Origin of the sequence: Micromonospora sp. II (assembly GCF_001709195.1) — a bacterium.
Lineage (GTDB): Bacteria > Actinomycetota > Actinomycetes > Mycobacteriales > Micromonosporaceae > Micromonospora > Micromonospora chalcea.
Genome location: NZ_LYXF01000011.1, coordinates 105,150 through 131,571 on the forward strand (window position 1 = coordinate 105,150; position 26,422 = coordinate 131,571).

General features: G+C 73.6%; 24 protein-coding genes and 1 riboswitch. Of the genes, 13 read left to right on the forward strand and 11 right to left on the reverse strand.

The features are described from left to right. Positions 1-47 precede the first annotated feature (47 nt). The 3 genes from A8711_RS07465 to A8711_RS07475 all read left to right on the forward strand — a co-directional run bounded on the left by A8711_RS07465 (position 48) and on the right by A8711_RS07475 (position 2,841). Complete coding sequence (locus A8711_RS07465; protein ID WP_069087808.1) at positions 48-737, forward strand: bifunctional 2-polyprenyl-6-hydroxyphenol methylase/3-demethylubiquinol 3-O-methyltransferase UbiG; 690 nt, start codon at positions 48-50, stop codon at positions 735-737. Between the two features lie 486 nt (positions 738-1,223). Continuing rightward, entirely contained in the window at positions 1,224-1,811 is a 588-nt protein-coding gene (locus tag A8711_RS07470; protein ID WP_069087809.1) for a DinB family protein, read from the forward strand. Positions 1,812-1,872: 61 nt separating this feature from the next. Continuing rightward, positions 1,873-2,841 (forward strand): Gfo/Idh/MocA family protein, encoded by a 969-nt coding sequence (locus A8711_RS07475; protein WP_043330895.1) that lies wholly within the window; start codon positions 1,873-1,875, stop codon positions 2,839-2,841. A gap of 49 nt (positions 2,842-2,890) precedes the next feature. Here A8711_RS07475 and A8711_RS07480 read toward each other — a convergent pair whose 3' ends face one another. From A8711_RS07480 to A8711_RS07490, 3 genes are all read right to left on the reverse strand, one after another. Beyond that, entirely contained in the window at positions 2,891-3,895 is a 1,005-nt protein-coding gene (locus A8711_RS07480) for an inorganic phosphate transporter (RefSeq protein ID WP_030504472.1), read from the reverse strand. A 4-nt stretch (positions 3,896-3,899) separates the two neighbouring features. Beyond that, positions 3,900-4,526, reverse strand: coding sequence for a DUF47 domain-containing protein (locus tag A8711_RS07485; RefSeq protein ID WP_030504473.1), 627 nt, complete (start codon positions 4,524-4,526; stop codon positions 3,900-3,902). Positions 4,527-4,675: 149 nt separating this feature from the next. Further along, positions 4,676-5,626, reverse strand: a complete 951-nt coding sequence (locus tag A8711_RS07490; RefSeq protein ID WP_069087810.1) for a PPK2 family polyphosphate kinase — start codon at positions 5,624-5,626, stop codon at positions 4,676-4,678. Positions 5,627-5,796: 170 nt separating this feature from the next. Between A8711_RS07490 and sigJ the strand changes: the two genes are divergently transcribed. Next, entirely contained in the window at positions 5,797-6,750 is a 954-nt protein-coding gene (sigJ, locus tag A8711_RS07495) for an RNA polymerase sigma factor SigJ (protein ID WP_069087811.1), read from the forward strand. 6 nt (positions 6,751-6,756) lie between these two features. Here sigJ and A8711_RS07500 read toward each other — a convergent pair whose 3' ends face one another. After that, the gene (locus tag A8711_RS07500) at positions 6,757-7,263 is read right to left on the reverse strand and encodes a DUF402 domain-containing protein (protein WP_069087812.1); all 507 of its coding nucleotides are present in this window, start codon (positions 7,261-7,263) and stop codon (positions 6,757-6,759) included. A 124-nt stretch (positions 7,264-7,387) separates the two neighbouring features. On the opposite strand from A8711_RS07500, the gene A8711_RS07505 reads away from it, so the two are divergent. Beyond that, a complete protein-coding gene (locus tag A8711_RS07505; protein WP_069087813.1) occupies positions 7,388-9,532 on the forward strand; it encodes an ATP-dependent DNA helicase in 2,145 nt (714 codons plus the stop codon). Positions 9,533-9,583: 51 nt separating this feature from the next. Here the strand turns inward: A8711_RS07505 and A8711_RS07510 are convergent, their stop codons facing one another. Then, on the reverse strand, positions 9,584-10,882 hold the full coding sequence (locus A8711_RS07510; RefSeq protein WP_231915501.1) for an AI-2E family transporter: 1,299 nt from the start codon (positions 10,880-10,882) through the stop codon (positions 9,584-9,586). Between the two features lie 154 nt (positions 10,883-11,036). On the opposite strand from A8711_RS07510, the gene A8711_RS07515 reads away from it, so the two are divergent. Both A8711_RS07515 and A8711_RS32390 read left to right on the forward strand, forming a co-directional pair. After that, complete coding sequence (locus A8711_RS07515; protein WP_043327996.1) at positions 11,037-11,384, forward strand: co-chaperone GroES; 348 nt, start codon at positions 11,037-11,039, stop codon at positions 11,382-11,384. A gap of 93 nt (positions 11,385-11,477) precedes the next feature. After that, positions 11,478-11,645, forward strand: coding sequence for a hypothetical protein (locus A8711_RS32390; protein ID WP_166457585.1), 168 nt, complete (start codon positions 11,478-11,480; stop codon positions 11,643-11,645). Between the two features lie 4 nt (positions 11,646-11,649). On the opposite strand, the gene A8711_RS07520 is transcribed toward A8711_RS32390, so the two are convergent. Further along, entirely contained in the window at positions 11,650-13,086 is a 1,437-nt protein-coding gene (locus tag A8711_RS07520) for a PrsW family intramembrane metalloprotease (protein WP_083296944.1), read from the reverse strand. Positions 13,087-13,151: 65 nt separating this feature from the next. Then, a riboswitch (SAM riboswitch) is annotated at positions 13,152-13,274 on the forward strand. Positions 13,275-13,322: 48 nt separating this feature from the next. Between A8711_RS07520 and A8711_RS07525 the strand changes: the two genes are divergently transcribed. Continuing rightward, positions 13,323-14,585, forward strand: a complete 1,263-nt coding sequence (locus A8711_RS07525) for an aminotransferase class V-fold PLP-dependent enzyme (protein WP_069087814.1) — start codon at positions 13,323-13,325, stop codon at positions 14,583-14,585. A gap of 342 nt (positions 14,586-14,927) precedes the next feature. Here A8711_RS07525 and A8711_RS07530 read toward each other — a convergent pair whose 3' ends face one another. Continuing rightward, entirely contained in the window at positions 14,928-16,187 is a 1,260-nt protein-coding gene (locus tag A8711_RS07530) for an aromatic acid exporter family protein (RefSeq protein WP_069087815.1), read from the reverse strand. Between the two features lie 68 nt (positions 16,188-16,255). On the opposite strand from A8711_RS07530, the gene A8711_RS07535 reads away from it, so the two are divergent. Then, positions 16,256-16,891: a metal-dependent phosphohydrolase gene (locus tag A8711_RS07535; RefSeq protein ID WP_069087816.1), complete on the forward strand. Its 636-nt coding sequence runs from the start codon at positions 16,256-16,258 to the stop codon at positions 16,889-16,891. Here A8711_RS07535 and A8711_RS07540 read toward each other — a convergent pair. After that, a complete protein-coding gene (locus A8711_RS07540) occupies positions 16,817-17,149 on the reverse strand; it encodes a DUF4031 domain-containing protein (RefSeq protein ID WP_043330893.1) in 333 nt (110 codons plus the stop codon). The genes A8711_RS07535 and A8711_RS07540 overlap by 75 nt on opposite strands. Before the next feature lie 33 nt (positions 17,150-17,182). Here A8711_RS07540 and A8711_RS07545 point away from each other — a divergent pair, with 33 nt between their 5' ends. Then, positions 17,183-18,583: an FAD-binding oxidoreductase gene (locus tag A8711_RS07545; RefSeq protein WP_069087817.1), complete on the forward strand. Its 1,401-nt coding sequence runs from the start codon at positions 17,183-17,185 to the stop codon at positions 18,581-18,583. Here A8711_RS07545 and A8711_RS07550 read toward each other — a convergent pair. Then, a complete protein-coding gene (locus A8711_RS07550) occupies positions 18,580-19,089 on the reverse strand; it encodes a hypothetical protein (RefSeq protein ID WP_069087818.1) in 510 nt (169 codons plus the stop codon). The two genes, A8711_RS07545 and A8711_RS07550, sit on opposite strands and share 4 nt — an antisense overlap. A 66-nt stretch (positions 19,090-19,155) precedes the next feature. Then, complete coding sequence (locus A8711_RS07555) at positions 19,156-20,973, reverse strand: glycerol-3-phosphate dehydrogenase/oxidase (RefSeq protein WP_069087824.1); 1,818 nt, start codon at positions 20,971-20,973, stop codon at positions 19,156-19,158. Between the two features lie 68 nt (positions 20,974-21,041). Here A8711_RS07555 and A8711_RS07560 point away from each other — a divergent pair, with 68 nt between their 5' ends. From A8711_RS07560 to A8711_RS07570, 3 genes are all read left to right on the forward strand, one after another. Then, positions 21,042-23,450 carry a S8 family serine peptidase gene (locus tag A8711_RS07560; protein ID WP_069087819.1) on the forward strand — a complete coding sequence of 803 codons (2,409 nt, stop codon included), beginning with the start codon at positions 21,042-21,044 and terminating at the stop codon, positions 23,448-23,450. A gap of 43 nt (positions 23,451-23,493) precedes the next feature. Further along, complete coding sequence (locus tag A8711_RS07565) at positions 23,494-24,420, forward strand: GNAT family N-acetyltransferase (protein ID WP_043327987.1); 927 nt, start codon at positions 23,494-23,496, stop codon at positions 24,418-24,420. Positions 24,421-24,490: 70 nt separating this feature from the next. Beyond that, positions 24,491-24,712, forward strand: a complete 222-nt coding sequence (locus A8711_RS07570; RefSeq protein ID WP_030502772.1) for a hypothetical protein — start codon at positions 24,491-24,493, stop codon at positions 24,710-24,712. A 68-nt stretch (positions 24,713-24,780) separates the two neighbouring features. Here the strand turns inward: A8711_RS07570 and groL are convergent, their stop codons facing one another. Next, a complete protein-coding gene (gene groL / locus A8711_RS07575; RefSeq protein WP_018787968.1) occupies positions 24,781-26,403 on the reverse strand; it encodes a chaperonin GroEL in 1,623 nt (540 codons plus the stop codon). Positions 26,404-26,422 lie beyond the last annotated feature (19 nt).

Below are 26,422 nucleotides of genomic sequence, written 5' to 3' on the forward strand. Positions count from 1 at the left end.
GCCGCCCGATGCCGCCGCCCTCCGCCGATTGCGCCGATACTCCTCGGATGACGGATCTCAACAATCAGGTGGGGTATTGGAACTCCAAGGGTGCCGCGAAGACTTTCGGCCACCCGGTCGCACTTCCGTGGCTGAACGGCATCGATCGGCGGGCACGCGTTCTCGACTACGGGTGCGGTTACGGTCGGCTGGCGGGGCTGCTCGTGCAGCAGGGCTTCGAGAATGTCGAGGGGGTGGATGTCGCGCCCCGTCTCGTCAGCCGCGCGAAGAACGAGCAGGCCGGAGCACTATTCACGGTTCTCACCAATCCTCCGCAGCTCGACCACCAGGCGGACAGCGTCGACCTGGTGCTGCTGTTCGCGGTGTTGACGTGCATACCCGACGACGCCGGACAGCGGGAGCTGGTGACGGAGTTGCATCGGGTGCTACGGCCGGGCGGGCTCATCTATGTCAGTGACCTGTGCCTGCAGGAGGATCACCGTAACCGTTCCCGGTACGAACGGTTCGCAGCCAAGTACGGCACCTACGGGATATTCGAGACCGACGACGGGGCGGTGTGCCGACACCACACCACCGACTGGCTGGACCATCTCTTTGGCGATTTCCACCTCGTCGCCAGCCGCGAAGTCGCAGTGGAGACGATGAACGGCCGTCCGGCCCGGGCGAGCCAGCGGTTGGTGGCCACGCCGCAGCCCGGGGCATCCAGGGCCGGGCGCGATGGCACGGGAGACGCCTGACGTTCCTACGGGCGGCGTGCCGGGCATGACACGGTGGGCAGTCCGGTCGCGCTCGCCGGGGCACGCGGGACCCGCGCTCCCCAGCGGGCGACCCGATCACACTGGGTAGTATTTTCGCCCGACCAGGGGTCACTCCTCCGCCGACTTTGCTCTGCAGCCAGATCCGCATCGGCGACCTTCCGTGAGCAGTGTGCATGCGGCTGCAGAGCAAAGTCGGCGAGAGGCGACTGGGTCAGCCCGAAAGAGAGCTGCCTTATGTCCGCCTGGTCGCTTTTGGGTGCCCGACTCGGTGATCAGGCGAACGAAAGCCATCACTCTCAGCAATCTTTACGCTACGTGGTCACCATGGAGCGACTTCAGCCGCCCGGAAGCGGGCGCAGCCGGAGCATCGGCGCGTGCGCTCAGCCGTGCGCCGCTGGACCGCGGCGCAGCCACCGGCAGGCACGGGGCAGCGTGCGCCGGCCGCGCCTGGCAGGGTGGTGACCCGTGATCGACGATTTCGCCAAGGACTACCTGCACAACGACCTGCGTCAGATCCGCGAGGTGCTGTTGTGGAAGCTCGACGGGCTGTCCGAGTACGACGTGCGCCGCCCCCTGACCGCGTCCGGCACCAACCTGCTCGGCCTGGTCAAGCACCTGGCGTTCACAGAGGCCCGGTACTTCGGCGAGGTGTTCGGCAGGCCGTTCCCGGAACCGCTGCCCCGGTGGGACGATCCGGATCCGGACGGCGCCGACATGTGGGCGACCGAGCACGAGACCCGCGAGGAGGTGATCGGCCGCTACCGACGGGCGTGGGAGCACGCGGACGCGACCATCGAGGCCCTCCCCATCGACGCGCCCGGCCACGTGCCGTGGTGGCCCCGCCCCCACGTCAAGCTGTTCAACGTCATGGTCCACGTGCTGGCCGAGACCAACCGGCACGCCGGGCACGCCGACATCCTGCGGGAACAGCTAGACGGCTCGACCGGGGCATGGGCCGCGTACGCGCACCTGGAACCCGACCGGCCGACGCTGGCGACGCGGCGGGCGACGATCGAACTGGCCGCCCTGGCCGTCGCCGACATCCCCCGCTGAGCCGTCCCGACCGGTGGATCACCCTGCCGGTCCCGCAGCGGGAAGGGATAGCGTGCCGGGCATGACGCGTTGGGGAATCCTGGCCACCGGAAACATCGCCGCCCGCTTCGCCGAGGACCTGCGGCTGGTGCCGGACGCCGAACTGGTCGCGGTCGGCTCGCGTACCCGGGAGAGCGCCGAACTGTTCGCGCGCCGGCACGACGTGCCGCGGGCGTACGCCTCGTGGGCGGAACTGGCCGCGGACCCGGACGTGGACGCGATCTATGTGGCCACCCCGCACGCGGCGCACCACGAGGCGGCGCTGGCGTGCCTGGCCGGCGGCAAGGCCGTGCTGGTGGAGAAGCCCTGCACGCTGGACCTGCCGACCACCACCGAGCTGGTGGAGACGGCCCGTGCCCGGGGCCTGTTCCTCATGGAGGCCATGTGGATGCGGACCAACCCGCTGATCCTGCGCGTGCTGGAGCTGATCCGGGACGGCGCGATCGGCGAGGTGACGCACGTACGGGCGGATTTCGGCGTGGCCGGCCCGTTCCCGCCGGAGCACCGGATGCGGGCCCGCACACTCGGCGGCGGCGCGCTGCTCGACCTCGGCGTCTACCCGCTGAGCCTGGCCCACCTGGTGCTCGGCGTGCCGCAGCACGTGCAGGCGTGGGCGAAGCTGACCCCGGAGGCGGTGGACGAGAACACCGGCATGGTGCTCGGCTGGGACTCCGGCGCGGTGGCAACGCTCAGCTGCGGCATGGTCGGCGCGACAGCGATCACCGCGTCGATCACCGGCACGACCGGCCGGATCGACCTGCCCGAGCTGTTCTTCCGGCCCGCGCACGCCGTGCTGCACCGGGCCGGCGCCGAGCCGGAGACGATCCCGGCGGACCTGACCGGCGGCGGCTACCAGTACGAGGCGATCGAGGTGCAGCGCTGCCTGGCAGCCGGGCTGACCGAGAGCCCGCTGGTGCCGCACGCCGCCACGCTCGAGGTGATGGGCCTGATCGACGACATCAAGGCCCGGATCGGCGTCTCCTACGCGTGAGGGGTTCCCCGCCACGGCGGGGAACCCCTCGACGTCGTTGCGCGGGAGCTCAGAACAGGGGGCGGACCAGCAGGTACGCGAGGCAGGCGATCGCGGCGGCGGCCGGGAACGTGATGATCCAGGCGATCACGATGTTGCCGGCCACGTTCCAGCGCACCGCGGAGAGCCGTTTCGTCGCGCCCACACCCATGATCGCCGAGGTGATCGTGTGCGTGGTGGAGATCGGCGCCTTGAGCACGAGCGCGTTGAAGTAGAGCACCGCGCTGGCCACGGTCTCGGCCGCGAAGCCCTCCGCCGGGCCGAGGTCGATGATCTTCCGGCCGAGCGTCCGGATGATCCGCCAACCACCCGCGTACGTGCCGGCGGCCAGCATCGCCGCGGAGGTCCAGAAGACCCAGCCCGGGATGTGGGTCTTGCTCTCCTGGAAGCCACCGGTGTAGAGCGCCAGCACGATGATGCCCATGGTCTTGGCGGCGTCCTGCATGCCGTGGCCGACCGACATGGCGGCGGCGGACGCGGTCTGCGCCCAGCGGAAGCCGCGGCTGAGCTTGCCCGGCTGCCCCTTCCGGAACAGCCACATGATCGCCAGCATCACCAGGAAGCCGAGCACCAGGCCGACCACCGGCGAGAGCACCATCGGGATGAGGACCTTCTCGATGATGGTGCCCCACTGGACGATGCCGTCGGCGGCGAACAGGGTCGCGCCGACCAGGCCGCCGAAGAGGGCGTGCGAGGAAGAGGACGGCAGGCCGAAGTACCAGGTGATCAGGTTCCAGATGATCGCGCCCAGCACGCCGGCGAAGACCACGCCGAGGCTCTCCACCCCGGTCGGCAACGTGACCAGGCCGTCGCCGACCGTCTTGGCGACGCCGGCGCCGAAATGCGCGCCGACGAAGTTGCCGACGGCGGCCAGCGCCAGGGCGATCCGGGGGGTCAGCGCCCGGGTCGAGATGCTGGTGGCGATCGCGTTCGCCGCGTCGTGGAAGCCGTTCGTGTAGTCGAACGCCATGGCGACCGCGATCACCGCCAGCACGGCGATGAGTTCGGGACTCACTGGATCAGGACTCCTTGACCGCGATGGTCTCGACGGTGTTGGCGACGTGCTCGAAGGCGTCGCAGGCGGCCTCCAGCTCGTCGGCCACCTCCTTCATCTTCAGCACCGTGAGCGCGTCGTACTCACCGGAGAAGAGGCGTACCAGCAGCATCCGGTACGCCTGGTCGCCGTCGTTCTCGAGCCGGTTGCACTCGATCCAGTAGTCCTCAAGATCCTTCATCGACTTCAGCCGGGGCATCGCCTCGGCGGTGAGCTTGGCCTGCAGGTCGAGCACGTTGACCAGCTCGTGCAGCTCACGCGGAAGGGACGGGAGCTTGGTCAGGCCGTACAGGTAGAGCAGGTTGCCGACCGCCTCCAGGTGGTCCATCACGTCGTCGAGCAGCGAGCCCAGCCGGTAGATGTCTTCCCGGTCGAACGGCGTGATGAACGTGGAGTTGATCTTCTTGTAGAGCTCGTGCGTGATCTGGTCGCTGTCGTGCTCGATGTCGGTCAGCCGCTCGCTGATCGACTGCACGTCGGCGCCGGGCAGACCCAGCTCGTTGAGCAGGTCGGTCCCCTTGACCAGGTTCTGCGCGGCCCTGGTGAAGAGCTCGTAGAAGGCGCCCTCGGTGGGACGGAAGGAAAACTTCACAGCACGGACCTCGTCGTGTCGGTGGAAGGGTGGCCGTCGCCGCCCGGGCGTCTGCATTGCGCATGCTAGGGATCGCGTCCAGGCGGCTTTCGATCGGCCCACCCCTGGTCAAGCCCGATTCACCGCTCGTTCACCTTCCGTTCACCTGATCACCCGCCGAGTTGGCTCCGTAACCGGTCACGCTCCCGTTCAACGTCGAAATCGGCAGGCGGATACCCCAGATGCAACTCGTCGAACGTCTCGCGCAGCAGGTGGGCTACCGCCCAGTCCCGGTACCACTTGCGGTCCGCCGGGACCACGAACCAGGGCGCGTCGTCGGCGCCGCACCGCTCGATCGCCTCGGCGTACGCCGCCTGGTAGTCGTCCCATCGTGCCCGGGTGTCCAGGTCACTGGGGTTGTACTTCCAGAACTTCGTCGGGTCGGTCAGCCGCTGCATCAGCCGCTCGCCCTGCTCGGCGTACGAGATGTGCAGCATGACTTTGATCACGGTCACCGCCTGCTCGGCCAGTTCCCGCTCGAAGTCGTTGATGATCGCGTACCGGGATTGCCAGGTCGCCTCGTCGACAAGCCCTTCGACCCGGGCGATCAGCACGTCCTCGTAGTGCGAGCGATTGAACACGCCCACGTACCCGGGCGGCGGCAGCGCCCGGCGTACCCGCCACAGGAAGTCGTGCCGCAACTCCTCCTCGGTGGGCGGCCCGAACGAGCGGATGTGCAGCCCGAGCGGGTTCATCGCGCCCGCCACCCGCTTCACCGTGCCGTCCTTGCCGCCGCAGTCCATCGCCTGGAGCACCAGCAGCAGCCGGCGCGGCCGGCCCTCACCGAGCCCCGCGCCCGCCTGGGACGGCGCGCTCGTGGCGCTGCCCGGACCTGAGGCGCCCTGCGCCGAGGCGTACAGCATCTCCTGCTGCCGCCCCAGTTCCGCGCCGACCAGCTCGACCTGGGCCCGTGCCCACTCCTTGCGCGCGGGCCCGCGCCCGGCCACCGCCGGCAGCCCGGGCGTCGACCGGGGGTCGATCGCCGCCAGATCCACCGCCCCCGGCCCCACCCGCAGCAGTTCCCGCATCGACCCGCCCTCGGGCCCCACCACCTCATTCATCCCCCGATCCTCACCCCCGAAGCCCTTTCCCGCCCGCCCCACCCCGCTGATCTTGCAGTTGCGGCCTCTGGTGCATCCGGAAAGCGGCTTTTGCCGGGGCGGCAAGCGCAAGATCGGCGAGGGTGGGCGGCGGGGTGCCGGGGCGGGTGGTGGGGCGGGAGAATGGGTGGGTGGATGAACTTACGGGGGAGTTCGAAGCGGAGCGGGGGCATCTGCTGGCGGTCGCGCGGCGGATGCTCGGCAGCCGCAGCGAGGCCGAGGACGCCGTCCAGGAGACCTGGCTGCGCTTCTCCGGCGCGTTGAGCGACCCCGAGCAGCGCGCCCGCGTACGCGATCTGCGCGGTTGGCTCATCACCACCTGCTCGCGGATCTGCCTGGACGTGCTCCGCTCCGCCCGGGTGCGCCGGGAGGCGTACCCGGGTCAGTGGCTCCCCGAGCCGGTGGTGACCACCGTGCCGACGGCGGACGGGTTCGCGCCCGACCCGGCCGAGCGGGCGGTACGCGCCGACCAAATCGGCACCGCGCTGCTGGTGGTGCTGGAACGGCTGACGCCGGAGCAGCGGGTGGCGTTCGTGCTGCACGACGTGTTCGCGGTGCCGTTCTCCGACGTGGCGGACGTACTGGCGGTCACGCCGGAGGCGGCGCGTCAACTCGCGTCGCGGGCCCGGCGGGCGGTGCACCGGCCGGACGCGCCGCAGCACAGCGCCGACCTCGCCGAGCAGCGACGGGTACTCACCGCGTTCGTCGCCGCCGTGGAGTCCGGCGAGCTGGAGCAGTTGGTCCGGGTGCTCGCACCCGGCGTGGTGGCGATCGGCGACTCCGGCGGCCACTTCCCGGCGGCCCGCCAGCCGGTGGTCGGCGCGGAGGCGGCCGGTCGCCTGCTCCTCGGCCTGTTCAACCAGGCCCGCAAGTGGGGCGCGATGCGGGTCCGGCCGGTGGTGGTGGACGGCACGCTGGGCTGGCAGTCGGAGGTCCCCTACCGGGACGGGCGGACCATGCGGATCGTCACCTCGTTCGCCGTCCACGAGGGGCGGGTCACCGGGGTGTTCAACCAGCTCAACCCGGACAAGGTCGGCGAGCTGCCGCCGCTGGGGCCGGACGCCGCCTGGCCGCCGCGCTGGTGAGCCGGCTCAGACCACCAGCGCCAGCCACTTCCGGTACGACGTGGCGAACGGCTCGGTGCCGTCGCCGAGCGCGCCGAGCAGCCAGCGGGCGGCCGCCTCGGCCTCGGTGACCACGTCGTCCGGGTAGCCCCAGCGGGCCCGGTGCTCGGCGAACTCGTCCTCGTCGCGCAGCTCGACCACTGCGGTCTCGCGGCGGCGCACCACGTCCAGGTCGAGGTCGATCAGGTGGACCGTCTCCGCGCCCTCCCAGCTGGCCGGGGTGGCGATGTCGCAGTAGACCTCGCTGGTGCGCGGCGGCGGGTTGAACATGCCGGTCCACCAGCCGTGGTGGGGCACCAGCAGGACGAACGGGATCTGCTCGACGGACGGGCGGCCGTGGTAGACGGATTCGGTGCCGGCGGGCACGCCGAGCCAGACGCCGAGATCGTCCTCGGCGAGGCGGCGGGCCGGGTAGTCGCGGTGGGCGCTGCCGTCGTACTTGCGGTAGATCACGCGGACCACGTCGCTCGGCATGCCTGGCACCCTAACCGATTCCGGCCACGCCACGCGATCGGGAGGTAACCGGACGCGACCCGCCGTCCCGCCACGCCGCCGGAGCGACCGGACCCCCGTCGGTGCCGGCGGGTACGGTCGCACGGTGACCCCGTCCCGCACCGCCACCGGCCCGGCCGTCCCGAAGAAGCGCCGCAGTGGTCGCGCCGGCGCCGGGGAGCTGCTGACCGCCGCGGTGGGCGCGGTTCCCGGCGGCGCGGCCCGGCCCGGTCAGCAGCAGATGGCCGAGGCGATCGAGCGCAGCATCGCCTCCGGCGAGCACCTGTTGGTGCAGGCTGGCACCGGCACCGGCAAGTCCCTGGCCTACCTCGCGCCGGCGCTGACGGTGGACGGGCCGGTGGTGGTCTCCACCGCCACGCTGGCGTTGCAGTCCCAGCTGGTCGAGCACGACCTGCCCCGGCTGGCCGACGCGGTCGAGCCGGTGCTGGGCCGGCGCCCCACGTTCGCCGTGCTGAAGGGTCGCCACCACTATCTGTGCCTGGCGAGGTTGGACAGCTCGGTCGAGGACGAGCCGGACGACGCGCTCTTCGACGCGCCGCGCCCCGGCAACGGCGGCACCAAGTGGCTCGGCGAGGCGGGCCGCCTGGGCAAGCAGGTGCAGCGGCTGCGTGACTGGGCCGAGGAGACCGCCACCGGCGACCGGGACGAGCTGGATCCGGGCGTGGACGACCAGGTGTGGCGCACCGTCTCCATGCCGGCGCGCGAGTGCGTGGGCGCGAGCCGCTGCCCGTTCGGTCAGGAGTGCTTCGCGGAGGCGTCCCGGGCGCGCGCCCGCGAGGCGGACATCGTGGTGACGAACCACAGCCTGCTCGCCGTCGACATGCTCGCCGGTCGGCACATCGTGCCGCCGCACAAGCTGCTGGTGGTGGACGAGGCGCACGAGCTGGCCGACCGGGTCTCCTCGGCGGCCCAGGCCGAGCTGGTGCCGGAGCTGATCGACAGGTCCACCCGCCGGGCCCGGCCGCTGCTGCGCCCGGACCTGGCCGAGCGGCTCACCGAGGCCGGTGACGCGCTCGCCGTGGGGCTGGCCGAGGCGCCGGCCGGGCGGCTCACCGCCGGTCTGCCGTCCGCGCTGCGCGAGGCGTGCACGCTGCTGGACTCGGCGACCCGGGCCGCGCTGGAGGCGATCGGCGACGTGAAGTCCGACGACCCCGACCCGGTACGCAAGCAGCAGGCCAAGGCGGTGCTGGACGAGCTGTCCACCACCGCCCAGCGGCTGCTGGAGGAGGCCGACCACGACGTCGCCTGGGTCGAGAAGCCGGACAACGGCAGCCGCCGGGCGCTGGTGGTCGCGCCGCTGTCGGTCGCGGGCACGCTCGCCACCCACCTGTACGACGAGCGCACGGTCGTCGCCACCTCGGCGACGCTGGCGCTGGGCGGCCGCTTCGACACGGTGGCCCGGGCGCTGGGGCTGGACGCGCCGCCGCCCGCCCCGCCGTCCCCGGCCGCCGCCGCGATCGCCACCGCTGCCGCCGCGGGCCGCACCCCGGTCACGCCGCCGGTGGCCGCTGCCGAGGGCAGCCGGGCGTCGATCGGCACCGTGCCGGCCACCGAGGGGCCGGGCTGGAGTTCGCTGGACGTCGGCTCGCCGTTCGACTACGCCCGGCAGGGCATCCTGTACGTGGCCGCGCATCTGCCCCGCCCCAGCGTCTCCGGGCTGCCCGGGCCGGCCGGTGAGGAGCTGCTGGCGCTGGTCGGGGCGCTCGGTGGTCGTACCCTCGGGCTCTTCTCGTCGCGACGGGCCGCGCAGCAGGCGGCGGAGCTGGTCCGCGCGCGGACCGACCTGCCCGTGCTGCTGCAGGGCGAGGAGGCGCTGCCGCTGCTGGTGCGCCGGTTCCGCGAGGTGCGGGAGAGCTGCCTGTTCGGGGTGATGTCGCTCTGGCAGGGGGTGGACGTGCCGGGCGACGCCTGCCAGCTCGTGGTGATCGACAGGTTGCCGTTCCCCCGGCCGGACGAGCCGCTCGCCGCGGCGCGCGCCGCGGCGGTGGACGCCGGTGGCGGCTCGGGTTTCGCGGCGGTGAGCGTGCCGATCGCGGCGGTCCGGCTGGCCCAGGGCGTCGGCCGGCTGATCCGGGCCACCGGCGACCGGGGCGTGGTGGCGGTGCTCGACTCGCGGCTGGAGACGGCGCGCGGGTACGGCCCGTTCCTGCGCCGTTCGCTGCCGCCGTTCTGGTACACCACCCGGCCCGAGGTGGCCCGGGGCGCGCTGGAACGGCTCGCCAAGAGCTGACGCCCGCGCCTCCCCGGGCGGGGCGACACGGGCGTCAGGGGGTCGTGCGGGTCAGGGCGCCTGGGAGGCGACCACCACCGCGTCCGGTGGGGTGTCCGGCACGGTACGCGCGGCGAGCCGCCGGACCGCGGTGTTGAGCACGGCGATCAGCGGCACCGCGACCAGCGCGCCGGCGATGCCGGCCAGCACCACGCCCGCGGCGATGCCGATGATCACGGCGAGCGGGTGGATGGCCACCGCCCGGCCCATGATCAGCGGCTGGAGCACGTGGCCCTCTACCTGCTGCACCCCGACCACCACGCCGAGGATGATCAACGCGGTCACCGGGCCGCTGTCGACGAGCGCGACCAGCACTGCGACCACGCCGGACAGGAACGCGCCGACGATCGGGATGAACGCGCCCAGGAAGACCAGCGCGGCCAGCGGGAACGCGAACGGGATGTCGAACAGCACCAGGAAGATGCCGATGCCGACCGCGTCGATGAAGGCCACGAGCACGGTGGCCCGCACGTACGCGCCGAGCGTCGCCCAGGACGCGCGACCGGCGTCGTCGACCTTCCAGCGGGCCGCGACCGGCAGCAGCCGGACCAGGAACCGCCAGATGGAGTTGCCGTCACGCAGGAAGAAGAACGTGGCGAACAGCACGAGCACGGTGCCGGTGAGCACCTCGGCCAGCGTGGCGGCGGTGCTGAGCGCGCCGCTGGTGAACCGCTCGGTGTTGCCGTTGATCCAGTTCTGCGCCTCGTTGATGTAGCGGTCGAGCTGGCTGTCGGACAGGTGCAGCGGGCCGGTCTTGAACCAGTCCTGGATCTGCCGGATGCCCTGCGAGGACTTCTCGCTCAGCTCCGGTACGCCCTTGATGAACTCGTTGACCACCAGCGTCAGCGTGCCGACCACGGCGGCCAGGCCGCCGACGAGCACCACACCGGTGGCCAGTGAGCGGGGCAGGCGGGCCCGGAGCAGCCAGCCGACCGCCGGGGCGAGCAGCGCGGAGAGCAGCAGCGCGACGGTCAGCGGGATGATCACGATGCTGATGGTGCCGATGATCTTGATGAGCGCCCAGGTCACGATGCCGATCACGATCAGCCGCCAGCACCACGCGGCGGTGATCCGCAGCGCGTGCGGCACCTCGGTGTCGTCCCGGCTCACAGTCGAGGAGTGCATCGCGGCCGGCGGCTCGACGCCCACCACAGTCGCCTCCGGCGACGCCGACGGTCCCGGTGACGCGGGCGAGGCCACTCCTGCCTCCCCCGGCGCCGCTTCCGGGTCGGCCCGGCGGGTCCGGGCGGCCTCCCGGCCCGACTCGTACGCGCGGCGGAGCCGTCCGCGCATCCGCTCGAAGCGGCTCAAGCGCACCTCCGGCAAAGTCGGCCCCACCACGTCGCAGGGGGCACAGGATACGTCTGCTCGCCCCACCCTAGGGCGGCTCGGCCACACATTGCCCGCCCGGCGCTCCTGCGAACCACGGCGGAATCGACAGCCGGGCACGCGGTAGCGTCTTCGCGTGACCGCCGACCAGAGTCTCGACGCCGGGCTGCCGATCCGCCTGCTGCACGACCGCGTGCTGGTACGCACCGAGGGCGCCGAGGGCGAGCGCCGCTCCACCGCCGGCATCGTGATCCCCGCGACCGCCGCGGTGGGCAAGCGGCTGGCCTGGGCGACAGCCGTCGGCGTCGGGCCGAACGTCCGCTCGATCGTGGCCGGCGACCGGGTGCTCTTCGACCCGGACGACCGCTCCGAGGTCGAGTTGCACGGGCGGGCGTACGTGCTGCTGCGCGAGCGGGACGTGCACGCCGTGGCGGCCGAGCGGGTGGAGAGCACCGCCGCCGGCTCCACCGGTCTCTACCTCTGATCCGGATCTCCACCCGCTGACCCGGCATCGGCGCCGTTTGCGGCGCTTCCCGGCGGGAAGCCCAGGCACCTGAGCGCCCTGGGGAGGGACACCATGCCGGTAGTGATCAAGAAGATCCTCGCCTGGGGATTCCTCGCGTTCCTGATCTACTTCATGGCGTTCCGTCCGGACGGGGCCGCGCAGGTGTTCAGGGGGATCGGGGCCGCGCTCATGGCCATCGCCCAGGGGCTCGGCGACTTCCTGACCGGCCTGATGAGCTGACCCGTCAGCGCCCGGGATGCCAGGGCGCGCCCGGGCCGTGCCAGCCGCCCGGGCCGTAGCCGGGCGGCGGGTACGCGGGCGGCGCGGCGAGCACCACCGGGATCGGCACCACCGGGTCGTCGGGCGCCTCCACCGGGCGCTGCGAACCGTCCGGGAACCGCAGGTGGTAGCGCTGACCGTCCCAGACCCCGACCGGCGCCTGCGGGTCCCGGCCGACGAAGAACGACCGGTACGCGGAGATCGCCTCGAGCAGTTCCCGTTCCTCCCGCGCTGTCCGTTCCCGCTCGGCGGGTTTGCGGTCCAGTCCCCGGCGCATGCCGTCGCGCAGCAGCGCGAGCCGGGTCGCGGCGAACTGGTAGCCGCGCATCGCCTTCACCCCGCCGTCACCGGCGACCCGCCGGGCCCACGTACGCGCCGCGTGCCGGCGGCCCAGGCTGCCCAGCGCGGCCACCTCGGGCGGGGTGAGCCAGCCCGCCCGCACGTAGTCCGGCAGCGTGCGCTCGGTGAGCCGGCCCTCCCAGGCGCGCAGCCAGATCGCCAGCCCCACCATGGCGAAGAAGATCGGCACCATCACGCCGATGTACCCGTAGAGCACGATCACCGTCTGCCCGGTGGCCTGGGCCAGCGAGGGCAGCAGGTTCCAGGTGCCGTGCAGGATCATCGCCAGCAGCAGGCCGGCCAGCGGGGCGAGCACCCGTACCCGCCGGTCGGCGGTACGCGCCGCGACGCCCAGCCCGACGCCGGTCATCGAGGTGAACAGCGGGTGGGCGAAGCCGAACAGCAGGATCCGGACGATGAAGATCGCGATCACCTGCTGCGCGCCGGTGGCCGGGCCGTACTGCTCCACGCCGGTGCGGTAGCCGTACCCGCCCAGGTAGAGGATGTTCTCGACCATGGCGAAGCCGACCGCGGAGAGCCCGCAGTAGACCAGGCCGTCGGTGATCCCGGAGAACTCCCGGCGCCGGAAGATCAGCACCAGGAGCGGGCCCGCCGCCTTGGTCAGCTCCTCGATGAACGGGGCGACGAGCACCGCGGTCAGCGCGGCGGGCAGCCCCAGGTCGTCGAACAGCCGCGCGCCGGTCTCGTTGACCAGCAGCGAGATCGCGGTGGAGACGAAGGCGCCCCACGCGAAGCAGAAGATCAGATACTTCAACGGCTCCGGCTCGTAGCGGTCGAGCCACAGGAAGCAGGAGACCAGCACCGGCACCGGCAGGATCGCCGCGACCAGGCCCACCAGCAGCGCCTCGGCGCCGAGGCTCTCGCCCAGCGTGAAGACCATGAACAGCGCGCCGGCCGCGATCAGCAGCACCACACCGGCCAGCGCGAGGAAGCGCCGCCAGCCGAGCCGGCGCAGCGGCATCCGGGGCGTCGGCCCTCCCGGCGACGGGGCGGCGGGCGCGGGCGGCGGCGGCAGGGCTCCGCCGGGCGGGGTGTCGGCCATGCGGTCAGCGTAGTCACCCGCGACCCACTGGTCCGGGCCGAACGCTACGGCTATGCTCCCGAACAGGTCACGAGCGCCAGCGTCAAGCCCCGGCTTGCTGGCCGGCAACCCTCGTCGAGGTTCGCGGTGGGGTGCCCCGGGTGATGACCGGGCCCAGCGCCGCTCCGCGTGCTGGGCAAGCGCGGACCCCGTCCCGGCACCACCCGGGGTCCACCTGTGACCCGGGAGGCTCCGGCATGACCCTCACTCTCGTACCCCCGTCGCCAGTGCTGCCCGCGCCGGTCCGGCCCGACCCGCTCGGCGTGCTCGGCGTACCGGGGGAGATCAACCTGGACCACGCTGCCAGCGCGCCGTGCGCGCGGGCCGCGGCCGACGCGGTGGCCGGGCTCCTTCCCTGGTACGCGAGCGTGCATCGCGGCGCGGGCGCGCTGTCCCGGCGCTGCACGCTCGCCTACGAGCAGGCCCGGCAGACCGTCTGCGACTTCCTCGGCGCCCGCCCCGACGACCACGTGATCTTCACGCGGAACACCACAGACGCGCTGAACCTGCTGGCCCGTGCGCTGCCCGCGGGCACCACGGTGATCACGTTCGGCGGCGAGCACCACGCCAACCTGCTGCCCTGGCCGCGCGGCTCGGTACGGCTGCCGGTGCCGGACAGCCCGGCCGGCGCGGTCCGGTCCCTCGCGGCGGCGCTCGGCGAGCTGGCCCGCGACGCCCGGCCCGGCCTGCCGGTGCTGGTCGCGGTCACCGGCGCCGGCAACGTCACCGGCGAGGTGTGGCCGATCGCCGAACTGGCCCGGGTCGCGCACCGGCACGGCGCCCGCATCCTGGTCGACGCCGCACAGCTCGCCCCGCACGCCCCGGTCGACCTGGCCGCGCTGGACGTGGACTACGTGGCGCTGTCCGGCCACAAGCTGTACGCCCCGTTCGGCGCGGGCGTGCTCGCCGGGCGGGCGGACTGGCTGGACGCGGCCCCGCCGTACCTGGCCGGTGGCGGCGCCACCAGCCACGTCGGCGCGGCCACGCACGAGGTGCGGTGGACCACCGGCCCGGCACGGCACGAGGCCGGCACCCCGAACCTGCTCGGCGCGGTGGCGCTGGCGGCGGTCTGCGCCGCGCTCGGCGAGGCCGACCGGCAGGCGCTGCACGTACGGGAACAGGCGCTGCTGACCCGGCTGCGCCGCGGCCTCGCCACGCTGCCCGACGTGGTCGAGCTGCGCATGTTCGGCCCGGACGCGCCCCGGGTGGGGATCGTCAGCTTCGTGGTCGCCGGGCGGGACTCGGCCGACGTGGCCGCGCATCTGGCGAGCCGGCACCGGATCGGGGTACGGGACGGCCTGTTCTGCGCCCATCCGCTGACCCGTCGCCTGCTGGCCGAGGCCGCCGCCCGTACCGGCCGCACCGACCTGCCCCCGACCGCCCTGCGCGCCAGCCTGGGCCTGGGCACCACCGAGCCCCAGGTCGACGCCCTCCTGACCGCCCTGTCCCACCTCCCCTAACCCAACCCCCTCCCCCTCCCGCCCAAGAGCAACCGGCCCGTCCGCACCCACGACAGCCAGAGATCTTGGTACGGGGACGCCCCGGTGGGGCGTCCCCGTACCAAGATCTCGCCCCCCGGGCCCCCATCGGGGCGATCATGAAGTTAGCGGTAACAGAAAGCGCTTTCCCGCCAGCCAACTTCATGATCAGCCGGCCTCCATGGAGGTGATCAAGGAGTTTGTGTCTGAGTTGATCTCCGGGAGGGACACAAACTCCTTGATCAACGCGGCGGGCAGGCGGCGGGACGGGCCAGGCGGGGCAGGGCGGGCAGGCGGCGGGCCGGGCGGCGGGACGGGGACGGGTCAGCCGACTGGGGGGGCTGTGGGAGGGTGGGCGGCGGGGTTGCGGTCGGTGGGTGGGCCGGTGCGGTGCTCCTTCTCGCCGAACGCCTGCCGGACCAGGCGGTTCGCCTCCTCCTGCTCGATACCGGAGGCCACCATCAGGTCGCTCGCCGTGGTACGCACCTGCGCGATCACCACGCTGCCGGAGAAGCCGACCCCCTCGGCGTACGCCCGGCCGGCCTCGCTCACCGCGCGCAGCGACCGTTCGCGGGCCTCCTGCGGCTCCTGCCCGGCGGCGAACTCATGGCGGAGCAGGCGCACCGACTCGGCCAGATGACCGATCGCGTCCGGCATCGGCTCGGGGGCCGGTTCGTCGTCCTCGATCATGGTGACCGCGCGGCGGATCAGCGTGCCGGTGTTGCGCATGGCCCGGTCGATCGGGTCGGCCGCCTCCGCGTAGTGGGTCAGCTCGCCGCGCCGGTGCCAGCGGGCCGGGGACAGCGTGCTGGTCTCCTTGGCACCCTCGATCGCCTCGGAGAGGGCGGCCAGTTCCTCCTTGTTCTCCCGCAGCCGGAACAGCGCGCGCTGGGCCGCCTCCCGGTCCTGGTTGCGAAGCGCCTCGGCGCAGGCGTCGAGCTGGTCGGCGAGGAGGTCCAGCGCGGGCCGGGCGGCCCGGTTGATCACCCGTAGCGGGTTGAGCGGCAGCAGGATGGCGGTGACGAGCAGCGCGATGCCGCCACCGAGTAACGCGTCGATGAAGCGGGGGAATTCCAGGTTCTCGGTGGACGGGCTGAGCGTCACGATCAGCACCGCGGTGGCCGCGGCCTGGATCACGATCGCCACGCTCGCCCCGGCGAAGATGCTCAGCAGGATCGCCGAGGTCACCACGAGCGCGAGCTGCCAGGCGCCGGTGCCGACGAAGTAGATGAGCGCGTCGCCGACCAGCACGCCGACGGCCACGCCGGCGATCAGCTCGACCGTACGCCGGAACCGCTGCCCCACCGAGGCGGCGAGCGTGCCGACGGCGGAGATCGGGGCGAAGACCGGCTGCGGGTTCTTCAGCAGCCGGTGCGAGATCAGGTACGCCAGGCCGGCGGCGAGCCCGGCCTGCACCGCCAGGCCGAACGCGGTCCGGACCCGGTGCAGCCGGTCGTGCAGGGTCGCCTTGCCCCGGTGCCGCAGCTCCTCCATCGCGGAGGCGATCCGCTGCCCGTCGCGGTCGGTCCGCCCCTCACGCAGCTTTCCGCGACGCAAGAACTGCAGTCGTCCGTCCCGGGCCATGGCCGGTACTACCCGTACCGCCCCGGCTGAATCCCTCTGCCCGGGCCGAAGGGGGCAGACTGCATCCGATGGACGACCTGACGGCACGGTGGCGGGAGACGGCGCGGGCGGCGGGCGCGACCGATCCGGCGGCTGTCGAGCGGGCCGGCGCCCGGCTGCTGGCGGGCTGGCGGGAGCCGCACCGGCGCTACCACGACGAGGCGCACCTGCGGGCGGTGCTCGACGTGGTCGACGCGTACGCCGGGCTGGCCCGCGACCCCGACCTGGTCCGGCTCGCGGCGTGGTGCCACGACGCGGTCTACGACCCGCGCGCGGCGGGTGACGCCAACGAGCGGGCCAGCGCCGACCTCGGCGGCGAGCTGCTGGCCGCCGCCGGGCTCCCGGCCGCGACGGTGACCGGGGTACGCCGCCTGGTGCTGCTCACCGCCGGTCACGCGGTCGGGCCGGACGACCCGGACGGCGCGCTGCTCTGCGACGCGGACCTGGCGGTGCTGGCGGCCCCGCGGGAGCGCTACGACAGGTACGCCGCCGCGATCCGCGCCGAGTACGCGCACGTGCCCGACCCGGACTTCCGCGCCGGCCGGTCGGCGGCGCTGGGGCACCTGCTCGCGCTGCCGGCGCTGTACCGGCTACCCGAGCCGCACGCCCGCTGGGAGTCCCGCGCCCGGGCCAACCTGTCCCGGGAGCTGGCCGCGCTGGCCTGAGAAGCGGTGCTTCGGACGGCGAAGGCCGGTGTCCCGCAGCAGCCGGACGATCTCCCGCGAGGGCACGACAGTCGCGCCCAGCCACACCGCCGCCCGGAACCGTTCGGCGGGCACGTCGTAGTGGTCCCGGTCGAAGCCGCGCCGGGGCGCGCCGAGCATCTCCGCGAACGCGTGCAGCTCGGCGTACGAGACGTCGCTGATCAGGTGCGACCAGAGCCGGCCGCGCCAGGGCACGGCGGGCGGGTCCAGGTAGAGCACGGCAACAGACGGTACGCCGGTAGCCTTCCCGGCATGGCCGCCCATCCCCTCCTCGACGACCTGCGGGGCGCGCTCGGCGACGCCGCCGTGCTGACCGACCCGGACCTGCTGGCCGGGCACGCCCGCGACGAGGCCGACCTGTGCGACTCGGGCGTCCCGCTGGTGGTGGTCCGGCCCCGTGACACCGAGGGCGTGGTGGCGGTGGTTCGGGCGGCGGGGCGGCACGGCGTACCGGTGGTGCCGCAGGGCGCGCGGACCGGGCTGGCCGGCGCGGCGAACGCGGTGGACGGCGCGGTGGTGGTGAGCACCGTGGCGATGAACCGGGTCCGCGAGATCGACCCGGTCGGCCGGATCGCCGTGGTGCAGCCCGGCGTGGTCAACGCGGCGCTCGCCCGCGCGGTGCGGGAGCACGGCCTCTGGTATCCGCCGGATCCCGGCTCGTGGGAGTCGTCCACCGTCGGCGGCAACGTGGCCACGAACGCCGGTGGCATGTGCTGCGTGAAGTACGGCGTGACCGGCGAGTACGTGCTGGGCCTGGAGGTGGTGCTCGCCTCCGGCGAGGTGCTGCGCACCGGGCGGCGTACCGCGAAGGGGGTCGCCGGGTACGACCTGACCCGGCTCTTCGTCGGTTCGGAGGGCACGCTCGGCGTGATCACCGAGGTGACAGTGGCGTTGCGTCCGGCCCCGGAGCAGTCACTGACACTGGTCGCGGTCTTCCCCACGGTGGCCACCGCCGGCGGTGCGGTCGCCGGGATCGCCGGGCGGGGGCTCACCCCGAGCCTGCTGGAACTGCTGGACCGGACCCATCTGCGGGCGATCGAGGCGTACCGGCCGATGGGTCTGCGCACTGATGCCGAGGCGCTGCTGCTGGCAGCGGTGGACACCGGCGCCCGGGCCGCCGACGACCTGGCCCGGCTGGCCGAGGTGTGCACGGCGGCGGGCGCCGACGAGGTCTACGCGGCCGGCGACGCGACCGAGGCGGCGGCGCTGCTGCAGGCCCGGCGGCTGGCCCACCCGGCGATGGAGCGGTTCGCGGCGCAGACCTACCCCGGCGGCAACGGGGGTCTGGTCATCGACGACGTGGCGGTGCCACGCGCCCGGCTGGCGGAACTGCTGGACGGGGTGGCCCGGATCGCCGAGGCGTGCCGGGTGCCGATCGGCGTGGTCGGTCACGCGGGCGACGGCAACATGCACCCGAACATCGTGGTCGACCGGGCCGACCCGGACAGCCTGGCCCGGGGGCGGCGGGCCTTCGACGAGATCATGGCGCTCGGGCTGGAACTGGGCGGCACCTGCACCGGGGAGCACGGCGTGGGGCTGCTCAAGCGGGACTGGCTGGCCCGCGAGATCGGCCCGGTGGGCGTACGGGTGCACCAGGCGATCAAGGGGGCGCTGGACCCGGCCGGGCTGCTCAACCCCGGCAAGGTGTTCTAACCCTTGTCCTCGGCGGGCGTGGCCTGGGTGACGAGCAGCAGCACGTCGTAGGCCACCTTCGGCTTCGGCTCGCCCGGGCAGTCCTGGATGGTGACGGTCAGGCCGGGCGGGACGAGCAACGTCGAGGTCAGCACGCCGATGCAGCCCTGCTTGTAGCCGCGGGCCTCGTCGGTCTCCTTCGCCAGCGCCGGGTCGGCGAGCATCCGCTGGAGCCGCCGGCTCTGCTCGGGGCTCAGCGTGCCGGTGGCGTCCACGCCGTCACCGGCGCAGTCGCGGCACTGCCAGCGGCCGGACGGGTCCACGTCGAGGTGGCGGATCGGGCCCTCGTCGCCGAGCTTCTGCACCAGGGAGACGCGCTTGCCGGCCGGGGTGGGGCTGGCTGTTCCCGCTGCTCCGGGCGCGGTGGCGCCTTCGGCCCGGCCGAAGGCGCATCCGGTCAGAGCGGTCGCCAGCAGGACGGCAGCGGACAGGGCGGGGACGCGCGACGACCATGATGGGCGGACCACGCGGGGAAACCTACACTTCCGTAGGTAGCGCGCACTAGCGGCCGAGCGGCCCGGGGTGGGGATCCCCTACCTGGGGGAGGCCGGAAGTTCAACGCCCGGGCCGTCGGTCCCTCGGTCTGCTGCGAAACCACGCACATCGGGCGCGCCGAGGCGGGCCGCGTCGGCGGCGATGTCGTCCGTCATGAGCTGCGACTCCCGCTCGGCCAGCACCCGCGCCCGGTAGTGGGCCACCTCCCGGTCCCGGGTCGCCGCGTCCCAGCCGAGCACCGCGCCCATCAGCTCCGCGGCGTGCTCCGCCGACTCCAGACCGCGGTGGCTGGTCTCGATCGAGATCCGGGTACGCCGGGTGAGCACGTCCTCCAGGTGCAGCGCGCCCTCGGCGCGGGCGGCGTACGTCACCTCGGCGGCCAGGTATTCCGGCGCGCCGGCCAGCGGCGAGCCGAGCAGCGGATCGGCGTCGACCAGGGCGAGCAGGTCCAGCGTGAGGTTGCCGTATCGCTCCAGCAGGTGCTCGACCACACCGACCGCGACTCCGTGCCGGCGGGCCAGGTCGGCCCGGTCCCGCCACAGGGCCGCGTAGCCGTCGGCGCCCAGCAGCGGCAGGTCTGCGGTACGCGAGGGGCGGGTCCGGCCGAGCCGGTGCATCGCGCGGTCGACCACGTCCGAGGCCATCACCCGGTAGGTGGTGTACTTGCCGCCGGCCACCAGCAGCAGGCCGAGCATCGGCTCCACCACGGCGTGCTCGCGGGACAGCTTCGAGGTGGAGTCCGCCTCGCCGGCCAGCAGCGGGCGCAGCCCGGCGTAGACGCCCTCGATGTCGGCGGTGGTCAGCGGCCGGTCCAGCACCGTGTTGACCTGGGAGAGCAGGTATTCGATGTCGCTGGCGGTCGCAGCCGGGTGGGACCTGTCGAGTTGCCAGTCCGTGTCGGTGGTGCCGATGATCCAGTGCCCGCCCCAGGGGATCACGAAGAGCACGCTCGTGGCGGTACGCAGGATCAGGCCGGTCTCGCCGACGATCGCCGAGCGGGGCACCACCAGGTGCACTCCCTTGGAGGCCCGGACCCGCAGCTTCGGGCGGAGACCGACGTCGTTGAGCATCCGCGACATGTCGTCGCTCCACACGCCGGTGGCGGCGATCACGGTGCGCGCGCGTACCTCGAACTCGGCGTCCGGCGAGCCGGCCGGCGCCTCCAGGTCGCGTACCCGCACGCCGGTGACCTCGCGGGCCTGGCGGGTCAGGCCGACCGCGCGGGCGCTGGTCACCACCGTCGCGCCGAGGCTCGCCGCGGTACGCGCCAGCGTCACCACGAGACGGGCGTCGTCGACCTGACCGTCGTAGTAGCGGATCGCGCCGGCCAGCTTGTCCGGACGCAGGCTCGGGAAGATCCGGCGCGTGCCCTCCCGGCTCAGGTGCCGGTGCAGCGGCATCCCCCGCCCGCCGCCGAACACCCCGGCGAACGCGTCGTACGCGGCCACGCCGAGCCCGTAGTAGGAGCGGCGGAAGAGCCGCCGGGGCAGGTCCCGCGCGCCGCCCTCGGCGGGCAGCGGAACCAGGATCGGCACGGGGCGGACCAGGTGCGGTGCGAGCCGGGTGGCGAGCAGTCCGCGTTCGGTCAGCGCCTCGTGGACCAGGTGGAACTCCAGCTGCTCCAGGTAGCGCAGGCCGCCGTGGATCAGCTTGCTGGACCGGCTGGAGGTGCCGGCGGCGTAGTCGCGCGCCTCCACCAGGGCGACCTTCAGCCCGCGGGACGCGGCGTCGAGCGCGGCGCCCGCTCCGGTCACCCCGCCGCCGATGACCAGGACGTCGAACCGCTCGGCCCGGAGCCGGCGCAGGTCGTCGGCGCGGCGCTCGGCGGAGAGCTGGCCGGCCACGGATCGGGACACGTTGGGGTCGCGCACCCGTCCACGGTAACCGTCCGGGGCGCGCGGCGACACGGCCCGGCCGTACCGTGATGACCATGCTGACCGGCCCGCCGTTCGCGCCCGTACCGCCGCCGCCACCGCGTGAGACCGGGCCGTGGCCGGTCGTCGCGGCCGTGCTCACCGGGTTCTGGGTCGTGCTGGTGACCGTTCCGGGTCAGGTCGGCGGCTGGCTCGTCGAGCAGGTCATGCTGGTCATGGGCCTGGACCGGGCGGTGGCGGTCTGGCCGGTGGTGGCGGTGGTCACCGTGCTGCTGGCCGGGGCGCCCTCGCTGGCGCTGGCGCTGGCGCCCCGCTCCCCCGCGCTGCGGGCGACCGGCCGCGCCTGGACCGCCGCCGTGGTCGCGCTGGGCGCGACGACGCTGCTGCGGACGGTGCCGCCGGTGCACCACGAGGCGTACCTGGCCGCGCTGGCGGTGACCGCCGCGGTGCTCGCGTTCGTCGCCGCCCGGCTGGCCCGCGTGCGTCCGCCCGTCGCCGTGGACGCGGTCCCGGAGGGCCGCTTCGGGACGGTGTCGCTGCTGGCGGTCGCGGCCGGGCTGGCGTCGCTGCTGCCCTGGGCGTGGGTGGGCGCGCTGGGCGGGGCGCTGGAGACGGTGCTCGCCGGGTTGGCCGCCGCCGCGCTCGGCACGCTCGCCGGGGCGCTGCTCGGCGCCCGGTTCTGGGCCGCGTTCGGGCCGGGTCCGGCCCGGTTGGTGCTGGTCGGCGGCCTGGTCGCGGGCGTCGCGCTGACGCCGCTCGCGGCCGCCGCCGGGCAGTCCGGCGTACAACTGCCGGCGCTGTTCCTGCTGCCGCCGCTCGGTTTCGTGCTGGCCGCGCTGGAGGCGGCGGCCCGGCAGTCGGGCCGCCCGGCCGGACCGGCGCCGGTGCGCTGGCTGATCGGGCTGGCGTTGCTGGGGCCGCTGGCCTTCACCGACCCGGACGAGATAACCCTCCTGCTCGCCACCACCCGGGACACGCCGTTCTGGGTCGCCGTGGGCACCGGCGTCGCGTTCGCCGTCGCGGTCCTGCTCGCCCTCGGGTACGGCGTGCTGCTCGCCCGGTCCCGCGCCCGCGCGCCCCGGCGCGGTCCGGCCGCGCTCGCCGCCGCCGCGCTGCTCGTCGCCGTCGCCGTGGTGTACGTGGTCCCCGGCCAGCCGGGTCTGCACGGCGAGCGGCTGCTCGTGGTGCTGCGCGAGCAGGCCGACCTGACCGGGTTGCCGGCCGGGACGCCGGGACGGGCCGGGCGGGACGCCCGGGCGACCGAGGTCTACCGGCGGCTGGTCGCCACCGCCGACCGCACCCAGGGCGACCTGCGCCGCACGCTGACCGACATGCGGCTGAAGCCGACACCGTACTACCTGGTCAACGCGATCGAGACGGACGGCGGCCCGGCGGTGCGGGCCTGGCTGTCCGGCCGGCCCGAGGTGGCCCGGGTGCTGGTCAGCCAGCGGCTGCGTCCGCTGCCCGCGCTCGCCCCGACGGCGCGCGGCGACGCCCCGGCGCCGACCGGACCGGCCTGGAACATCTCGCTGATCGGGGCGGACCGGGTCTGGTCGGAGCTGGGCGTCACCGGCTCCGGCGTGGTGGTGGGCAGCTCCGACTCCGGAGTGGACGGCCGGCACCCGGCGCTCGCCGGCGGCTTCCGGGGTGGCGACGACTCCTGGTACGACCCGTGGGAGGACCGCCGCGCCCCGGCCGACCGGGGTGGCCACGGCACCCACACGCTGGGCAGCGCGGTGGGCCGGGACGGCATCGGCGTGGCGCCCGGCGCGAGCTGGGTCGGCTGCGTCAACCTGGACCGCAACCTGGGCAGCCCGGCCCGCTACCTCGACTGTCTCCAGTTCATGCTGGCCCCGTTCCCGCCGGGCGGGAACCCGCTGACCGACGGGCGTCCGGCGCGCGCCCCGGACGTGCTCACGAACTCGTGGGGCTGCCCGCCGCTGGAGGGCTGCGATCCGGGGGCGCTGCGCCCGGCGACCGCCGCGCTGACCGCGGCCGGCATCCTGGTGGTGGCCGCCGCCGGCAACACCGGCCCGTCCTGCGGCTCGATCGTGGACCCGCCCGCACCGTACCCGGACGTGCTGACCGTCGGGGCGGTGGACCGGCAGCGCCGCGTCACCGACTTCTCCAGCCGTGGTCCCGCGCCGGACGGCGTGGCCAAGCCGGACCTGGTCGCCCCGGGCGCGGCTGTGCTCTCCGCGATGCCCGGCGGCGGGTACGCGACGCTGGACGGCACCTCGATGGCCACGCCGCAGGTGGCGGGCGTGGTGGCGCTGATGTGGTCGGCGAACCCCGCGCTGGTCGGGGACCTGGAACGGACCCGGGCCATCCTGCGCGACACCGCGCAGCCGGTCCCGCAGCCCGCCGAGGCCTGCGGCGGACCGCGGGACGTCTCCGGCGCCGGGCTGGTCGACGCGTACGCGGCGGTACGCGCGGCCCGGGCGGCCGCCACCGGTTAACAACCCTGTCCATTGGCCTGCCGATGCCCTACTGTCGGCGTCCATGGACGTGGAGATCATCGAGCTGGGCCGGGACCGGCTGCCCGAGGTGGTCGAGTTGTGCCGCGTGTCGCTCGACCTGCCGGAGGACGCGGTCGAGGCGTCCGCGGTGGTGGTCACCGTGGCGGAACGCGCCGGGGCCGACCGCCCGGTGCTGCGGCTCGGCGCGGTACGCGACGGCGCGTTGATCGGGGTGCTCGTCGGGTCGCTGTCGGCAGCCGATCCGCGGCTCGGCCACGTCGACCTGATCGCGGTCGCCCCGCCGGAGCGCCGCCAGGGTGTGGGCGGGGCGCTGCTGGCCGAGGCGGAGAGCCGGCTCGGCGCGCTCGGCGCGGCCGAGGTGCTGCTCGCCGGCAACCCGCCGCACTACGCCTGGCCCGGCATCGACGTGCGCTACACCCCGGCGGTCTGCGCCGCGCAGCGGCTCGGCTACCGGCAGGACCGGACCGCCTGGAACATGACCGCCGACCTGTCCGAGGGGTCGGTGGCGCTGCGTCGCACCGAGGCCGCCGAGCGGCGGCTGGCCGGGCGGGGCGTGACGGTACGCCGGGCCACCCCGGACGACCTGCCGGCGCTCGCCGCGTTCGCCAGGTCCACGTTCGGCGGCACCTGGGACGGTGAGCTGGCCGGTTCGGTGGGGCGGCCGGACGCGGGCGTGCACCTGGCCGAGCGGGACGGTGAGATCCTCGGTTTCGCCGCCTACGGGTCGGCCCGGCCGAGCTGGTTCGGGCCGATGGGCACCGCGCCGGCGGCGGAGGGCTCCGGGATCGGTGGTGTGCTGCTGCGCCGCTGCCTGCGTGACCAGGCGGCGGCCGGGATCACCGCGGCGCAGATCGGCTGGGTGGGGCCGGTGCCGTTCTACTCGAACGCGGCGGGGGCCCGGATCGAACGGGTGTTCTTCCTCTACCGGAAAGCCATCAAAGGGGCATAGACGCTAATAGCGCCATTCGACCTCCTTCGTCATCGACCGGGCTCTACGGTCGGGGCAGAGGAGGCGGTGCATGACCACGAATGACGAACGGGCCGAGGAACCGTCCGACGAGCTTCCCGGCCAGCTCCCGTTCGACCGGCTCGACATCGGCGACGCCGAGCAGCTCGCCGAGCTGACCGGCGCGGACCGGCCACCGGTGGAGGAGCAACGGCAGCCGGTGGACGAGCCGCGGCGGCTGCCGCCGTACGACCGGACGCACAAGCGACGCAACCAGCGCCCGCTGCCCACCTGACACGCACACGGAAAGGGGCGGACCGCTGACGCGGCCCGCCCCTTTCGGCGTACTGGGTGGAGCTGGACTCAGAAGTCCATCTCCCCGCCACCCGGGCCCGCCGGAGCGGCCGGGGTCTTCTCCGGCTTGTCCGCCACGACGGCCTCGGTGGTGAGGAACAGCGCGGCGATCGACGCGGCGTTCTGCAGCGCGGAACGGGTCACCTTGGCCGGGTCGATGATGCCCGCGGCCAGCAGGTCCACGTACTCGCCGGTCGCGGCGTTGAGGCCGTGACCCGGGTCGAGGTTGCGAACCCGCTCGACGACGACGCCACCCTCCATGCCGGCGTTGACGGCGATCTGCCGCAGCGGGGCGTCCAGCGCGATCTTGACGATCTGCGCGCCGGTCGCCTCGTCGCCGGCCAGGTCCAGCTTGTCGAAGGCGGTCTTGCCGGCCTGCACCAGCGCGACGCCACCACCCGGGACGATGCCCTCCTCGACGGCGGCCTTCGCGTTGCGGACGGCGTCCTCGATGCGGTGCTTGCGCTCCTTCAGCTCGACCTCGGTGGCCGCGCCGACCTTGATCACCGCAACACCGCCAGCCAGCTTGGCCAGACGCTCCTGCAGCTTCTCCCGGTCGTAGTCGGAGTCGCTCTTGTCGATCTCGGCCCGGATCTGGTTCACCCGGCCCTGGATCTGCTCGGCGTCGCCGGCGCCGTCGACGATGGTGGTCTCGTCCTTGGTCACCACGACCTTGCGGGCGCGGCCCAGCATCTCGAGGCCGGTCGCGTCCAGCTTGAGGCCGACCTCCTCGCTGATGACCTGGCCACCGGTGAGGATGGCGATGTCGGTCAGCATGGCCTTGCGGCGGTCACCGAAGCCCGGCGCCTTGACGGCGACCGACTTGAAGGTGCCACGGACCTTGTTGACCACCAGGGTGGCCAGGGCCTCGCCCTCCAGGTCCTCGGCGATGATCAGCAGCGGCTTGCCCGACTGCATGACCTTCTCCAGGATCGGGAGCAGGTCCTTCACCGACGAGATCTTGCTGTTGACGATCAGGATGTACGGGTCGTCGAAGACGGCCTCCATACGCTCCGGGTCGGTCATGAAGTAGGCGGAGATGTAGCCCTTGTCGAAGCGCATGCCCTCGGTGAGCTCAAGCTCCAGGCCGAAGGTGTTGCTCTCCTCGACGGTGATGACACCTTCCTTGCCCACCTTGTCCATCGCCTCGGCGATGATCTCGCCGACGCTGGGGTCGGCGGCGGAGATGGAGGCGGTGGAGGCGATCTGCTCCTTGGTCTCCACGTCCTTGGCGAGCTTGAGCAGCTCCTCCGAGACGTTGGCCACGGCGGCCTCGATGCCCCGCTTCAGGGCCATCGGGTTGGCGCCGGCGGCCACGTTGCGCAGACCCTCACGAACCAGGGCCTGGGCCAGGACGGTCGCCGTCGTCGTGCCGTCACCGGCGACGTCGTCGGTCTTCTTCGCGACCTCCTTGACCAGCTCGGCGCCGATCTTCTCGTACGGGTCCTCGAGCTCGATCTCCTTGGCGATGCTCACACCATCGTTGGTGATGGTGGGGGCACCCCACTTCTTCTCGAGCACGACGTTGCGGCCCTTGGGGCCGAGCGTCACCTTCACGGCGTCGGCGAGCTGGTTCATGCCCCGCTCGAGGCCGCGGCGCGCCTCTTCGTCGAACGCGATCATCTTGGCCATACGGCGTTGTCCTCCTGGA

Excerpts from the sequence above, each read along its gene's own strand:
- A8711_RS07465 (WP_069087808.1), top strand. The coding sequence starts at position 48 with ATGACGGATCTCAACAATCAGGTGGGGTATTGGAACTCCAAGGGTGCC.
- A8711_RS07475 (WP_043330895.1), top strand. The coding sequence starts at position 1,873 with ATGACGCGTTGGGGAATCCTGGCCACCGGAAACATCGCCGCCCGCTTC.
- A8711_RS07490 (WP_069087810.1), bottom strand. The coding sequence starts at position 5,626 with ATGAATGAGGTGGTGGGGCCCGAGGGCGGGTCGATGCGGGAACTGCTG.
- A8711_RS07500 (WP_069087812.1), bottom strand. The coding sequence starts at position 7,263 with ATGCCGAGCGACGTGGTCCGCGTGATCTACCGCAAGTACGACGGCAGC.
- A8711_RS32390 (WP_166457585.1), top strand. The coding sequence starts at position 11,478 with ATGCCGGTAGTGATCAAGAAGATCCTCGCCTGGGGATTCCTCGCGTTC.
- A8711_RS07520 (WP_083296944.1), bottom strand. The coding sequence starts at position 13,086 with ATGGCCGACACCCCGCCCGGCGGAGCCCTGCCGCCGCCGCCCGCGCCC.
- A8711_RS07525 (WP_069087814.1), top strand. The coding sequence starts at position 13,323 with ATGACCCTCACTCTCGTACCCCCGTCGCCAGTGCTGCCCGCGCCGGTC.
- A8711_RS07530 (WP_069087815.1), bottom strand. The coding sequence starts at position 16,187 with ATGGCCCGGGACGGACGACTGCAGTTCTTGCGTCGCGGAAAGCTGCGT.
- A8711_RS07535 (WP_069087816.1), top strand. The coding sequence starts at position 16,256 with ATGGACGACCTGACGGCACGGTGGCGGGAGACGGCGCGGGCGGCGGGC.
- A8711_RS07545 (WP_069087817.1), top strand. The coding sequence starts at position 17,183 with ATGGCCGCCCATCCCCTCCTCGACGACCTGCGGGGCGCGCTCGGCGAC.
- A8711_RS07560 (WP_069087819.1), top strand. The coding sequence starts at position 21,042 with ATGACCATGCTGACCGGCCCGCCGTTCGCGCCCGTACCGCCGCCGCCA.
- A8711_RS07565 (WP_043327987.1), top strand. The coding sequence starts at position 23,494 with ATGGACGTGGAGATCATCGAGCTGGGCCGGGACCGGCTGCCCGAGGTG.
- A8711_RS07570 (WP_030502772.1), top strand. The coding sequence starts at position 24,491 with ATGACCACGAATGACGAACGGGCCGAGGAACCGTCCGACGAGCTTCCC.
- groL (WP_018787968.1), bottom strand. The coding sequence starts at position 26,403 with ATGGCCAAGATGATCGCGTTCGACGAAGAGGCGCGCCGCGGCCTCGAG.